We start from the raw sequence: 14527 nt of genomic DNA, 5'->3' as shown, positions 1-14527 counted from the left end.
CCTATTAACCATTATACTAATTTATTTTATAATTTTCAATTTTTACCACAATATAAATTAACACTATTTTCTAACTATTTCTTGGTACTTTTGTACGAGTATAATTTTAAGCAAAAAAAAGATTGCTATATCTGGGGCTTAAGACCCCTATAGCAATCTTCTTATATTATCTATTATAAAGTTTCTGAAACAGTAACTTCACCATTTTTAATTTTGTTATAAACATCATTTACTACTTTTATTGTCTCTTCACTTAAGTTTGGATTTTCAGCTGGAAGGCCTACACCATCTGTTGCTACTGAGAATACAATAGCCTCGCCACCTGGGAATTTTCCATCTACTTGAGCTGCAATCATATCATGTGCTGCTTGGTCTACATATTTAACAGCTGATGTTAAAATAACTGATGCTTTTGTATCATTGTTGTAGATACCATCTAAATATTGGTCTGAGTCTACACCGATAACCCATGCTTCATCGCCACGTTCAGCTCTTTGTTTAGCTTCTGTAATTGTACCAATACCTGTCCCACCTGCTGCTGTAAAGATTACTTTTACACCACGATCATACATTTGTGCTGCAATTTGTTGACCAGCTGCTTTATCATCGAAAGTACCTTGGTATACTACGTTTTCTTCAGTAAGTGTTACGTTTGTCCCTAAGTTTGTGTTTGCATAGTTAATTCCTTGAGAGAAACCTGCTTCAAAACGTTGTACTGCTGGAAGTGCCATACCACCTAAGAAACCAAAGTCACCTTCTTTAATTTGTTGTGCTGCTGCAACACCTGCTAAGAAACCAGCTTCATGCTCTGCAAATGTAATCGATGCTGTGTTATCACCAATTAATGTATTACCTTGTCCATCATTTGGTGCACCATCTAAGATTACAAAGTTAGCATCTTGATATTTGTCTTGTGCTTTGAATAAAGCTGTTTCAAAATAGTATCCTGGTAATATAATAAATTTAAATCCACCATCATAAAGATTTGCGATTTGTACACTGTAATCTGCTTCTGTTTCACCAGCAGGTTTTAAATATTTATTATTTTTAACAGTTCCTGTAATACCTTCCCAAGTTCCTTGGTTGAAAGAACGATCATCAATAGATCCTTTACCTATTACCATCCCTACTTTAAGGTCTGTGTCTAACATTTGAAATTTAGATGTGCTCTCTGCTGTTTGATTATTCTCTGTAGCACCACCACATCCTGCTAATACGCTCATTGCTAAAATACTACTAAGTCCTAATGCTAAAAGTTTTTTCTTCATATTCTACTCCCTGCTTCTAATTTCTTTAGCCTGCTGTCAATTCTACCGTCTTCTGGCTAAACCTTCTATATGATAATTGCCTTTTCAAAAAAACACAAGGGCAATATTAAATGTTTATATAGCAAGAGTTTTCCTTATTAGGACTAAAATTATTCAATCTTTTTAACAAATACATCAACTTTTACCTATCCATATAGCTTTATTATTGACCCTATTTCTAGCAGATGAACGCATTAAAAGAATTTTTTTACGTATGTGCATTTTAAAATTTCATTCATCAATATTTCTATCATCTCTTAGTTTACTCATTACTTCTCTTCACAGTATTATCAATGCCTATAAGTTTATTAATAATCTGCCTAGCTGTTGTAATTGGCATAGGGAGTAGTGGGGGTAAATGCGTCTTATTATACCATCCGGCATCTACTAGTTCTTCTCCATCTACTTGTATTTCTCCACTTTCATATTCAGCTGTAAACCCTAGCATTAATGAATCTGACAAAGACCATGGTTTACTACTCACATAAGTAATATTTTTCACCTTAATGCCGACCTCTTCATAAACTTCTCTTCTCACAGCCTCTTCAAGTGTTTCTCCCTGCTCTACAAAACCAGCAATAATACTATATAATCCTTCTTTGAAGTTGGCATTATGTGCAAGAAGTATATCCTCTCCTTTTTTTACACCTACAATAACAGCTGGTGAAATTCTAGGATATTCTACCTTCCCACAATTTGGGCATATCTTTGCCCTTTCATCTGTCTTGCGTGCAAATATGTTGCCACATCTACCACAATACTTGGTGTTTTCATCCCATGCCATAAGCTGCATTGCCTTAATGGCAATAAAATATAGCTGCTCATCCATTTCCCATAATTCATCATTAAGGGCAACAAAGCTAAATTCTTCTGGCACCTCATGTTCAGCTTTCATCTGCCCACAAATACATGTCCTTCCCTCTAGCTCACCTAAGTAATAGCTATTTTCTAAGGAGTTAACAAGTTGCTCTCCCACCTCTTTAGTAGGCATTTGAAACTTATTTTCTCTAGTTTGTACTAAAATCTTTTTATCATGATAAATAAAATATAATGCTTCTTCTAATTCCTCTTTTGATAATTTTTGCTTAAATTCAGGCCAAAATTTTATATAATTTTTATAATCGCGTATCATTTTTTCCCCCTATAACCATTTTCATCTTATATTCTTGTTCTTGATTCTTTATATGAATCTTGTCTATCGTAAATAATAGGACTATCAAATCCAAAAGTTTTCTTGCCATTTCTTTCAAATATCTCACTTACTTCCAAAGTCCTCGGTGTTGTTTTTTCTTTTAAAGTAAAGATAAGCCCATTCCCAAAATCACTTATACTCGCGCCTTCAAATGCCTCTTCTTTTGCTTCATATACCATAGGATTGAACTTTTCTGATTTTTTCAGGTGATTATAATCCATCTTAAGGGCTTCATTATCATTTCTGAATTCTTCTTTTTTAACTCCTTCTGGTAACTCATAAGAAGTGAGCACTACCTTACCTTCTTCATTTAAATCAAATAAAAATAAATGTGGCAAAATATTTTTTCTACCGCCCACTTCATAATAGCTTTCTTCAATCACAAAATATCCCTTAAAACCATCTGGTAAGTTTTCAATTTTATCATTACACACCTGATTAATGTGCTTTGCTTTAGGCGAAGAAACTTGTCCCGCTTTCATTTCTTCCTCTATTTGCCTATCATTATTAAACTCTCCACATAAATTGCTGATAAATCTCTCTAATGTTCCCACGTTTGTACGCACCTTAATCACTCCTTGCTGTTTAATAAACCTGCTAAAATTTTGAGTTATATTGTTTATTATACTCCTTCTTTCATATGAAAAAAGGATGTAGCCAGAAATTTTTCCTAGCTGCACCCTCTTTTATACGCCTTTTTAACGCCTCATCTCATACACCTTAATTCTTTATTTTCAATTCTTCATTGATACATCTCAAAAATCCAAATCAAATCTTCCTCACTCTTAATCCTATCCCCTAACTGATAACTCCCTATATCTATTTCCACCATAAATTCACCTCTTTATCTAAAATCCCTTAGCTAAGTATTTCACCTATAAATACACCCATCCCCATTTTGTATCACACATTTTTATATTTTTTATAATATTTTTATACTTTAAACTTTCCCTATTCTAGTTGTACATACTTTCTCACAACAAAAAAGGCCTCATGCTTCCCCTCGCATATCAGCCCTTACTTTTCATCACACCCTACATTCACCACTACTCCCTCTCGTCAGTATCTCTTCAAAGTGCCTGAAGCCCTCAAAAACCTTATCGGGCCCCCCATATCTTCATCAAACAGCTTCTAGCACTTTGCCTAGCCCTATACTACAAGAATTTTTTTCTTTTAAACCACCACATGCACACAACAACTACAATAACACTCACCAAAATCATTGCGGGATAACCATATTTCCACTTAAGTTCTGGCATATATTCAAAGTTCATACCATACCATCCTGTAATCAATGTTAAGGGTAAGAACAAGGTGGTTACAATCGTTAAAATTTCCATAATCTTATTTTGCTTAATATCAATTTGTGCTTGATAAACTTCTCTTATTTGAATGGCATATTCCCTTAGAAACTGTGTACTATTTTGAAGGCTTATCACATGATCACTAAAGAGTTCAAATAGTCTTAAACCATCTTCCTTAAAAAAATCACTTTCATTTTCTCGCATCTTACGGCTCATCTCTAAAAGCTGCAAGTAATAATTGTGCCATATAGATAATTCCTTCCGAAAAGCCATCATTTTATGATTAAAGTTATCTAGGCCACCATTCAGCACACTATCTTCTATCTTTGCTAATCTATTTTCCATCTCCTGTAAGTAAATAAAATCGTGACTAATTAAACTTTCTAAGAATGTATATAAAAAACTTTCAATGCAAGATTTCTTCCAAACCTTATTTTCAGCAATTTTATTTAGTAAGCTTTGTACCATTCCCGTATTATCAATAAAAATAATCCCTTTTTTTTCAATAACATAAAAGAAACGTCTTTTCTCTTTCATATTATTCTTTACAGGTATGATAAAGGTTCCCCAAAGGTATTCACTTTCTTCCTCCACTTTACAATACGTAATCTGTTCAAAGCTTCTAATTTTCCCTTGAAACGCTTGATTCTTTTGGCCTTCCCATTCCTCTAAAGACATCACCGCTACATAAGGCTGTTGTCCTTCTGTCTCATTTTCATAAACCGCCCTAAGTCTCTCCTTGATTTCATAAATCATTATTAATCACCCTACTTTATTTTGTCGCACTCTCATCTTAAATATAAGTCCAAACCCCAAACTTAATACAAAATCTTTCCACAAAAAAGGAACTAAAAAGGAGCGTAGCGACGGAGATGGAAAATGATTATTTAAACTTATCCATGCCACCCCACACCTCATTAGAAGGCTTGTCGCCTTGCGCAAAGCTTATCCTCTAAGCTCTCCTATCATATAAAGTGAGCCAAAACCAATAATTTGACTGTTTTCATGAAGCGCTGCAATTTCTAATGCTTTTTCTTTTGCCTCATGAATATTTCCTGTTTCATAAACTTCTTTACCATAGCTTTTTATTTTATTAGCTAAAGTTTCTGCATTCATTGCCCTTGGATTATGAGGTGTGGTTACTATTAAGGTCTCAAAACAAGGGGCAATAATTTCTAACATTTCATCTACTTCTTTATCCTTTAAAATCCCTACTATACCAATAGTGTAGCGTTTTTCTAATGCCGTAATTGTATCTCTTAATGCCATAATGCCATCTACATTATGCGCCCCATCAATAAAGAATAATGGCTTCTCACCTATTTTCTCAAAACGCCCCTCCCATTTCGTTTCATTCAGCGCCCTTCTTATTTGTGTTTTTCCTAACTGGACACCCTTTTCTTTTAGGACATTTAGTACCTCTAATGCAATCATGCAGTTATACACTTGATGGGCCCCAATAAGACCTAAATGATAACTTTCTCCTGCGATTTCAAAACATGTTCCGTCTTGTGTAATGCTGACTACCTTTGCAGCCTTGCAGTTTGCCTCAATGAGTTTTGCATTCTGCTGCTCACACACCTTTTGTAAGACTGTCATTACTTCTATATCTTGTGTACCTGTTACTACTAATCCGTTTTCTTTAATAATACCTGCTTTTTGAGTTGCAATACTTGTTAATGTATCGCCTAAGAAATCTTTATGATCAATCGAAATCTTAGTTATTACAGAAATTAAAGACTTCTTAATCACATTAGTACCATCTAACGCCCCTCCTAAGCCAACTTCTAGTACAACAAAGTCTACTTGCTTTTCATAGAAATACGTAAAGGCGACACCTACCATAATTTCAAAGTAAGACGGTTCATGTCCTTCAGCCTTTAAAACTTTTGCTGATTCTGTAACTTTTATGACACAAGCTAAAAAGTCCTCTTCATTAATATTTTCATTATTGATACGAATATTTTCTCTAGGTGTTACAAGATAAGGCGAATTAAAACACCCTACTTTATACCCATTTTCCTTAAGGGCATTGCTGATAAAAGCACTTGTTGAACCTTTTCCATTTGTGCCACCTATATGAATGATTTGCAATTTATCTTCAGGATTTCCTAGCCTTTCCATAAGTAAAGTAATATTCTCAAGGCCAAGACGAATACCTCCACCATTAAATACTTCTAAATATTCTAGTGCTAACTTTTCTTTCATTTTTCCTTTACCTTTCATTATTCTTTTCATTTAAAGAGGGTGTCACAATGTGGCACCCTGTTTTATATTTTCAAAGTAATTTATTAACTTTTCTTTTTCTTTACGTAGTCTCTATTTCTTAGCACAGCCTAACTTATGCAATATATCTGCTTTTTATACTTACTGGGAGTGCCTTTAAAATAATATATAAAAACATCACTTGAAGTGGAATATCTATAAGGGATTTAAATATACGTACCATTATAGATGCCATAACTGGAATATTGTACATTTGATTAAGCCATACTGGTGTACAAATAAGTTGTACCACAATGAAGTTGATAATTGTAATAAAGATAATCTTATCAATTGCATATAAGTGGTCACTCTCACTAAAGCGTTTTTGTACAAAAGCTGTTACCACGGCTAATGCTACAAGTATTATAACCATTAAAATACTTAATACAATATGAGTTGGCATCCCCATAACAGTTCCTAAGTTCTCGATTTCGTGAATACCAATAAAGTTAATATAAATAATTGCCCCTATTGCAGCCGCTATCCCTAAGCCTAGGTTAATTTTATTGAAAGATGCTGTAATCTGTCTTTTCTTAATCTGTGCAAAAATAACACCTGGAATTAAACCTACTAAAATGGAGTTAATCGTAAACCCTGGATGATAAGGTGCCCCATTACTTGTAAATAAGAATCCGATGATATCACTTAAAAAACCTGCAATAGCACCATATACACCACCAAATAAACTACCTGCTAAAAATACGGGAATACCTGATACAGAAAATCGTACAGACGGGAATCCAAATAGCGGAATATAAATCACCATACTACTTAGGACAATACTAATTGCAACAAGAAGGGCTGTTGCTGCCATAGGAAATAAGTTTGTTTTGTTACTTTTTTGCATAAAAATGCCTCCTTAAAAATTTTATAAGGAGCTGGTTTTCACAAGGAACAACGTTATTATAATAATATCGACCTACTGATATAGGCCTTTATAATAATATTGCAGTGAATGCAAGTATTGAACCGCAACCTTTAGGTTTTCGTCTATGTTCAACATTCCGTAACAATAGCACTTAACGCTCAATACTCTACCCTGCTCTGTACCTTTATTGTAGCACACTTAAGCTGCATAATCACCTATCTATATTATATAAATTTTCTTTAATTTTATACAAATTTACTGACATATATGTAAAAACCGCTAACAATCGACTGTTAGCGGTTTTTATTTACCTCATATCTAATTAATTGATTTATGTAAATGTGTTCTTAGTTAAATATATTTTTTCATTTCTGCTGCTAATTCTAGAAGTTCCTTCACATATGTACTTGCTGCTTCAGTTAACTCTACATTTGCAACTGCCATAGTTGCAACCTCCTGAGAACCTGCAGTAGTTTCTTCACTAATCGAAGAAATATCATTGATGTTTTCTACAATTTCTGTGTTTCTCTTTACAATAGTTTCCATATTTTCATCAATGATTTCTGTCTTTACATACATTGCTTTAATTGCTTCTATCATTTTATCAAACATAACTCTTGTTCTTTCAATAAGTTGTGCTTGTTCTTCAGCCACTTCACTGAGTTGCCCTACATTTTTTTCTACATCTTCAGTGCGTCTTTGTAAGTCTTTGATGATATTTGCAATATTAGCAGTAAACTCACTACTTTGAGATGCTAATTTCCCTACTTCTCCTGCTACTACAGCAAAGCCTTTACCTGCTTCTCCTGCTCTAGCACTCTCAATAGCTGCATTAAGTGATAATAAGTTCGTTTGTTCCGAAATGGCTGTAATAACTTCAACTATATCAGTAATCTGCATTGATTTTTCTTTAAAGTCTGCCATAACGACCTTCGTTTCGTTACTTATTGTATTGGTAACCTTCGCCTTTTGGCCTAATGTGCCTACAATCTTCATTCCCTCTCTAAAGTATTGTTCTGACTCTCCAAAGACCTCTTTTATCTCTCCGAATGACTGAGCTGTTACATTAATCTGATCATGTATGTTTCGTGTAATCTCTAATTGATTTTCTATGCTTTGTGCCGTTTCATTCGCACCCTCTGAAATCTGCCCGATTGCTATTGAAACATTTTCAGATGAGGCTGCTACTTGATCTACAATATCATGTACTTTTTCGCAATTAACATCTACTAATCTAGCAACTTGCAGTACGTCTGATATGAGTACCTCTTGCATTTCCTTCTCTTTTTCAATAGTTGCGAGCTTTATATCATTGTCTTCTTTAGCTAATTTAGCAACTGTCCATAACATTGCTGCAAAGCTTACACAAAGTATCCCATTAATTACTTCATTACCAATTAGTAAAGTAACATCAGCACCTGGCTGTACGAGCTTAATAAATAATATTATTAAGTCAATGCTACAAATCCCTATTAAAAGATATAATTCAACCTTTACATCATAATATAAAAAGAATATAAGCATAATGCCAAAAGCAAGTGGAAAAAGCTGCTGCCCTAATGAGCCTTTTGCAACACTTACATATAATATTAAATACGCTATCATCCCATAATATTTAAAACTTTCAAGTGCTGCATTACGCTTGAATATTAAAAGACAAATAATCATAGGTCCCATGTATAATAATATGCTTATAATAGCAGTCCCTGTATTTCGTAATGCTAAAAACTGTAGACCCACCAATAAACTTAAAAAGCTTCCTAATGCAATTCCTACTGAAACAATTAATTTATTTAATTTCATTAAGGTCTGTTCTCCCATATTCTACCCCCCTAGCTATAATTTTCTTAATTAATGACACTTTTACATAAATCCACTTTGAAATTTTACTTTTTTTACCATTTAGTGTCAAGTCAGACCTAATTAATCAACTAAAAAAAGTTATTACAGCTTTAATATTAGTGTAATAACTTCTTATCTTTATTTATTCAATTCTTTAAAAAATCCACCTACAATTTCAGCATCCTCTTTAAATTGCTTTAGCAACTGTTCGTAATCCTCTGCTTGAGGTAACAATGAAATTTCTATGCTTAATGCCGTTTTGTACATTCCCTTAAATACCTGTTCAGCACTTCGTATAGCTTCTAGAAATTTGTCACCAGGTAGTACCGTATATAAATGTTCTAGTTTTTCTAGGGTTGTTATGATACTATAGCTAAATGTTTGAATAAGTCCAGGGTCAATTTGTCTTGAAAGCTCTATATAAGAAAAAACACAGTTATATAACTCTACTAGCAATGGCTCCGGAATATGCTTAAACTCCACACGCATATATTCTTTTTTAGGCTTTCTAAATCGTCTCTTTACCTCAGGCTTTTCTACAATGTAGTAATTGTTGAAATTCATGAAATACTGTTCAAATTCCTTTTGTGTCATATTTAAATAAATCTTAAATCCTCTAAAGTAATAGATATTATCATTGAATCCATACCATGCATTTATGCGTTCACCTTTTCGTATCCCCTTATAGCTTTTAATACAAATTGCCTTAAACATAGTTCCTCCTAGAAATAATTATCATCTATTTAATGCTATCATATGTTTTAAATATACGACCTATCCACTATTGTCTTAAAATTTACTAAGCTTTTATCAAACTATTTAAAAGCATGCCTATAATAATAACAAGAAGCCCAATGATTCCTATCATAGAAGGGATGGCCCCACCTAAAATAAATATTTCTCCTAATACCGTAAAAAGGACTTCTCCTGCCTGAGTTGCCTCAACTATAGCTAAGTTATGCGCATTACTCTTTGTTAAGTCCGTTGCCTTAAAGAATAAAATAGTGGCAATAACTCCTGAGAATAAAGCGACTATGCTTGATTGCATCACCTGATTGCCACTTGGCATCCCACTTGTCATAAGTGCAACAAGTGATAAGGTAATCCAAACAGGCATACTACATAATGTCATTCCAAATACACGCTGCGTTGTAGTAAGTTCTCCATTACATACGCGCATCATTTTGCGATTTCCAAGAGGATATGCTGTGGCTGCAATTAAAATGAGTCCAATGCACACAATGGAACTTATCACATTCACTGAAGTTGCCTGTTCATACTGAATCATAGCTACACCAATTAAAATGACACAGCTATAAAGCAGACTTTTCACAGGCAATTTTTCTTTAAATAATGGTGTAAGTAATATACCCATAACAATCGTAATCTGCCAGCATCCGGCTACAAGCCATGATGGCCCAAATTTTGAAGACCATGTTAGCGGAATATAAAATAGTCCGAAACCTATACTGCTCCAAACAAACCACGCTAGAGGTGCTTGTTTAATCTTTTGAAGTACTTCTTTTACACCCTTTTGCTTTAAAACTACAATGTAAAGTAGTGGTAACATAAATATGTATCTTAAAGAAGCACTCCATAGCCAGCTTCCTCCTGATATGTTCATACTGCTATTAAGTATGAATGTAAATGCAAAAAATAAAGATGCTATGATGCCATAACCGATTGGTTTTTTCATGTTTTTCTGTCCTCACTTAATTGTCTTAATAAAATCGCAATCTGTCTGTTATCATAGCATATATAAATTTGTTGCTCAATATCTTATTATAAATCTTACTTCTAGTCTATTTTTCCTGGTTGTGATATATTTCTAATCTTCTATTCATCTCATCAGCTAATCTTTTAGACTTATAGATTGAAATCCCCCATACACTTATAAATACTAGTGCAATTAATATGAGCATTACGATAACCATTCCTAAATTATTCATATTAAACCATTCAAATATCAAGCCACATCCTAGCACAACTAGATTGATATACAGATAATAAATGATTGTTAAAATAGCTGTTAGTTTTTTAGAAAGTTCCTTATTAGGATAAACTAAACTTCCCAAAGTACATATCAATGAGCAGATTAAAATCTGCCATAATATATTGCTTGTAACTACTTCAAAGCTATAGAAAATTCCTATAAAAATGGTGGAAGCTATTACTATACCTGTTGTCACCCATGCAAATATTGCTGCTAATTCTTTAAGTCGTCTCACCTTTTCTGCTCCTTCCTAAAATCCTAATTTCTTCTTCAATACGCTTACATATTGCCTTGAAATAATGATGCGTTCCCCATTATAAAGAAGTGCTTCAAATCGGCCACTAAAAGCTGGCGTTAAACTCTTTATCTGCGCCAGATTAACAATAGAAGACTTAGACGCTCTAAAAAAATCAGTCCCCTCAAAGTCCTCTTCTATTTCATAAAGCTTTGCTTTGACTTCATACACTTCCTTTTCGGCATAAGCAAAGACCTTATGATCCACTGCTTCAAAATAATATATCTCTTTAGGGTCCAGCACTATAATTGCATCATTTTTAAAAGCCATTACTTTCTGGCTTCCCATTTTGATACCATAAATAAGTTTTAATACGGCCTCATCAATTGTCTTGCACCTTATGATAATCTCATCTTCTTCATCAGCTTTTGGATCTTCTATAATAATTTTCACGAATAGTTCTACTCCTCATACATCTTATACTTTCTAAATATTAAGACACTTATTATTATCGTTATTATACCACATCCTAATAAAAATGCTACTTGCCACCAAGCACCCACTTGATGATTCCCCATCTCTATTGTAATGCCCATAGCCTTCTTAACGCCTGCCACGACTTCCACAGGAAATCCTTCAAATGTTTTCTCTATAGCCTTTGCCGTACAAATTTCTCGCATCATTGTAGTGCCATGTAAAACTGGAAAACACTTAAGTACATTCTGTACCCCTTCAGGTAGCATACCCATAGGTAAATAAATAGCCCCCACAAAACCTATTAACGTCCCAATAATTGTATTAATCCCATTCCAGGCACTCATACTATGCACAAAAAGTGCTACAAGAAACATGCTACATGCTGCTACAAATACATTAAGTATAATAAGACTTATAACCTTGCAAACTTCTAGGGCACTTAAAAACTCACCACTTGTTAACCCAATATAAAGACCGCCAACACCCAAAGTTAAAATACACATTATCATGCCAACTAGCATAGCCGCTATGATATATCCGAGCATTACTTTGAACCTACTAACTGGTGCCACATAAAAGCTAGCTAATTTTCGCTCTTCTTCATCTTTTACCATAAAACCTAACATCATCAATGTCACCGTAACCGCATTGACAACTAATATGCCAGCAAGTGTCCACATTTCCACCAAATAAACGGCATTTGCCCGATCTGCTACGGTATCTCTTATCCCACCATATTCATTTAAAACATCTATTATATTATCACTATTCATATTTCCTAAAAACACTACCATCAGCCCAATTACTATAATCATAGATAGCAGTGAAAAGAATACAGCCGAACGGTCTCTTATATAAAGCAGTACATTTCTTTTTACTAAACTTCCAATTGTCTTCATCTCATTCCCTCCCCTAAATTTAACTTGCTCATCTTAAAATTAATGCGCTAATGCTTTTCCTGTAACGTTTAAAAACACATCATCCATAGAACCTTGAATGACTTCGAATCCACTGATGGCATCCTCGATGCTAGGTAATATTGTAAGCGCCGCAAGTGTGTTATTCAGTTCTATACTTAGCATCCTATTATCCTCCTTAAATACCAACTTCTTATTTCTTAAAATCTCAATCACCTTTTCTTTATCCTTTGCCATCACATTCAGCCGATCACTGGCAAAGCTTTCTTTTAATGAAAACGGCGTGCCATATTGCTTTAACTTGCCGTTGTCCATAATGCCTATATGTGAAGCCGCAGCTGCCTCCTCCATATAATGTGTTGTCAAAAATACTGTCATCTGCATTTCTTCTCTTAGTCTGGCAACACATTCCCACACATCTTTTCTTGTGGCGGGGTCAAGTCCAGTAGTCGGTTCATCTAAGAACAAAACCTCCGGCTGATGCATTAATGCCCTTGCAATCTCACATCTTCTTTTTTGTCCGCCTGAAAGTCTTTTGAATCTTCTATTTAATATCTCCTCTAAGCCTAAGCGCTCAGAGACCTCACTTAACTGTTTTTTTAATTTCTTACTATCAGGCTCATATAAACGGCCTCGAATCATAAGGTTTTCTTTTACTGTTAATGCATCGTCTAAGCTATTTTCCTGATAGACTATCCCAATTAACCTTCTAATTGCTTCATCTTCTTTCCCCAGCTTGTAGCCACCTATATATGCCTCGCCGTCTGTTGGCCTTAACAATGTACAAAGCATATTAATTGTTGTAGACTTTCCAGCTCCATTTACCCCTAAGAAACCAAAAAGTTCACCCTTTTCTACTTTAAAACTAATATCATCTACTGCCTTAACATTTTTATAATATTTTTTCAAATGATTAACCTCTATAATCTCACTCATATAAATTCCCCTTTTCTAGATTCCCTACTGTTTCTTTACACTTATCACTATACTATCCTTCATTTTTTTAGCAACGGCTATGCTATCAAGTTGTAAAAAGGCCTCTCTAAGATGCAAAAAAAGCAGGTAAGTTACCTGCTAGATTAAAATGAATAATTGTTAAAGCCAGTATATTAGTATAAAATAAATTTAAGTTAAAAAGCTTATCACCCCATTACAAAGGAGATTACTATGTCAAATTTAGATTTCATTTACAAAAGAAAAAGTATAAGAGATTTTAAAGATGCCCCTGTTCCAAGAGAAGACCTTTTAAAGATGTTAGAAGCTGCTACCTTTGCTCCTTCTCCTAAACATCAACAAAATTGGCACTTCGTCGTTATTGAAGATAAAGAAAAAATTCATCAGATTGCCGAAGCTGTTACCACAAGTCATAAGCATATTGCATCTCTTATGGAAACAGAAGAAGAACAAACAAAATATATGAAATTCTTACCATACTATACAGCCTTCGAACGTAGCGCTGTTACAGTTGTTGTTTATTCTAAGCCATATAATATGATTGAAGAAAAAGTATTATGTGCTAACAATGTAGATGAAGAAGTCTTAGAGATTCTAAGATCACCACAGTCGGCTGCCCAAGGGATTGGAGCTGCTGTAGAAAATCTTTTATTAGCTGCTGCTAATATGGGATATGGTGGTTGTTATATGACAGGGCCAGCACATGCAAAGGCTGAAATTGAAAAAATCATTGGTTTTGATAAACCAAATTACTCTTTAATGGCCATGGTTGCTCTAGGTGTCCCAGCAGATGAAACACCAAGCCAACCTAAACGTAAACCGCTTGAAGAAGTCGTTACCTTTATATAAAAAGGGACGAGGGGTCGCAACATAAGGCCGCTAGACACTGAGGTGTCACCAGGCTACACGCTCCACAATCTGTGATGCTCCAAGCAAAAATAGTTAAAGAAACGGTATGAACTCGCTTCGCTCAAACAGCACACCTAAAACCTCTTTAACTTTTTTCACCAAGAGCATCATCAGATTGTTCCGAAGGTAGCCTGGCGGCACCCCAGTATCTAGCTATATTGTTGGACATATAAGTCCTGAAGAGAAAAAGTTAATGAGTCTGCTTGTAAAAAATCGAGTAGGAGGATAACCATTAATTGATTATCCGACCTCTCACACCACCGT

14 protein-coding genes and 1 riboswitch are annotated in these 14527 nt (G+C 34.4%); of the genes, 1 reads left to right on the top strand and 13 read right to left on the bottom strand.

Annotated features, from left to right (window positions below):
* Window positions 1-173: 173 nt before the first annotated feature.
* From AC1VAQ_RS10885 to AC1VAQ_RS10825, 13 genes are all read right to left on the bottom strand, one after another.
* The gene (locus AC1VAQ_RS10885) at window positions 174-1268 is read right to left on the bottom strand and encodes a BMP family lipoprotein (RefSeq protein WP_302598335.1); all 1095 of its coding nucleotides are present in this window, start codon (window positions 1266-1268) and stop codon (window positions 174-176) included.
* A gap of 301 nt (window positions 1269-1569) precedes the next feature.
* On the bottom strand, window positions 1570-2439 hold the full coding sequence (nudC, locus tag AC1VAQ_RS10880) for an NAD(+) diphosphatase (protein ID WP_302598334.1): 870 nt from the start codon (window positions 2437-2439) through the stop codon (window positions 1570-1572).
* A 26-nt stretch (window positions 2440-2465) separates the two neighbouring features.
* The gene (locus AC1VAQ_RS10875; protein WP_479903895.1) at window positions 2466-3065 is read right to left on the bottom strand and encodes a hypothetical protein; all 600 of its coding nucleotides are present in this window, start codon (window positions 3063-3065) and stop codon (window positions 2466-2468) included.
* Window positions 3066-3653: 588 nt separating this feature from the next.
* Complete coding sequence (locus AC1VAQ_RS10870) at window positions 3654-4559, bottom strand: magnesium transporter CorA family protein (protein ID WP_303243801.1); 906 nt, start codon at window positions 4557-4559, stop codon at window positions 3654-3656.
* A 189-nt stretch (window positions 4560-4748) separates the two neighbouring features.
* Window positions 4749-6041, bottom strand: a complete 1293-nt coding sequence (locus tag AC1VAQ_RS10865; protein ID WP_479903894.1) for a bifunctional folylpolyglutamate synthase/dihydrofolate synthase — start codon at window positions 6039-6041, stop codon at window positions 4749-4751.
* Window positions 6042-6144: 103 nt separating this feature from the next.
* The gene (locus AC1VAQ_RS10860; protein WP_302596801.1) at window positions 6145-6915 is read right to left on the bottom strand and encodes a folate family ECF transporter S component; all 771 of its coding nucleotides are present in this window, start codon (window positions 6913-6915) and stop codon (window positions 6145-6147) included.
* Between the two features lie 100 nt (window positions 6916-7015).
* Window positions 7016-7112, bottom strand: a riboswitch (THF riboswitch).
* A gap of 175 nt (window positions 7113-7287) precedes the next feature.
* A complete protein-coding gene (locus tag AC1VAQ_RS10855; RefSeq protein WP_302596802.1) occupies window positions 7288-8757 on the bottom strand; it encodes a methyl-accepting chemotaxis protein in 1470 nt (489 codons plus the stop codon).
* A gap of 159 nt (window positions 8758-8916) precedes the next feature.
* Window positions 8917-9492 carry a hypothetical protein gene (locus AC1VAQ_RS10850; protein ID WP_302596803.1) on the bottom strand — a complete coding sequence of 192 codons (576 nt, stop codon included), beginning with the start codon at window positions 9490-9492 and terminating at the stop codon, window positions 8917-8919.
* A gap of 85 nt (window positions 9493-9577) precedes the next feature.
* Window positions 9578-10474, bottom strand: coding sequence for a DMT family transporter (locus tag AC1VAQ_RS10845; RefSeq protein WP_479903893.1), 897 nt, complete (start codon window positions 10472-10474; stop codon window positions 9578-9580).
* Window positions 10475-10580: 106 nt separating this feature from the next.
* Window positions 10581-11006: a DUF3021 family protein gene (locus tag AC1VAQ_RS10840; protein ID WP_302596805.1), complete on the bottom strand. Its 426-nt coding sequence runs from the start codon at window positions 11004-11006 to the stop codon at window positions 10581-10583.
* A 15-nt stretch (window positions 11007-11021) separates the two neighbouring features.
* Window positions 11022-11459, bottom strand: a complete 438-nt coding sequence (locus tag AC1VAQ_RS10835; RefSeq protein WP_302596806.1) for a LytTR family DNA-binding domain-containing protein — start codon at window positions 11457-11459, stop codon at window positions 11022-11024.
* Between the two features lie 8 nt (window positions 11460-11467).
* The gene (locus AC1VAQ_RS10830) at window positions 11468-12382 is read right to left on the bottom strand and encodes an ABC transporter permease (protein WP_302596807.1); all 915 of its coding nucleotides are present in this window, start codon (window positions 12380-12382) and stop codon (window positions 11468-11470) included.
* A 39-nt stretch (window positions 12383-12421) separates the two neighbouring features.
* The gene (locus AC1VAQ_RS10825) at window positions 12422-13336 is read right to left on the bottom strand and encodes an ABC transporter ATP-binding protein (RefSeq protein WP_479903892.1); all 915 of its coding nucleotides are present in this window, start codon (window positions 13334-13336) and stop codon (window positions 12422-12424) included.
* Between the two features lie 231 nt (window positions 13337-13567).
* Between AC1VAQ_RS10825 and AC1VAQ_RS10820 the strand changes: the two genes are divergently transcribed.
* Window positions 13568-14203 (top strand): nitroreductase family protein, encoded by a 636-nt coding sequence (locus AC1VAQ_RS10820; protein WP_302596809.1) that lies wholly within the window; start codon window positions 13568-13570, stop codon window positions 14201-14203.
* Window positions 14204-14527 lie beyond the last annotated feature (324 nt).

The organism is Cellulosilyticum sp. (assembly GCF_982396655.1).
Note: the sequence above shows the minus strand (reverse complement) of the source record. Positions and strands in the feature narration are given on the sequence as shown.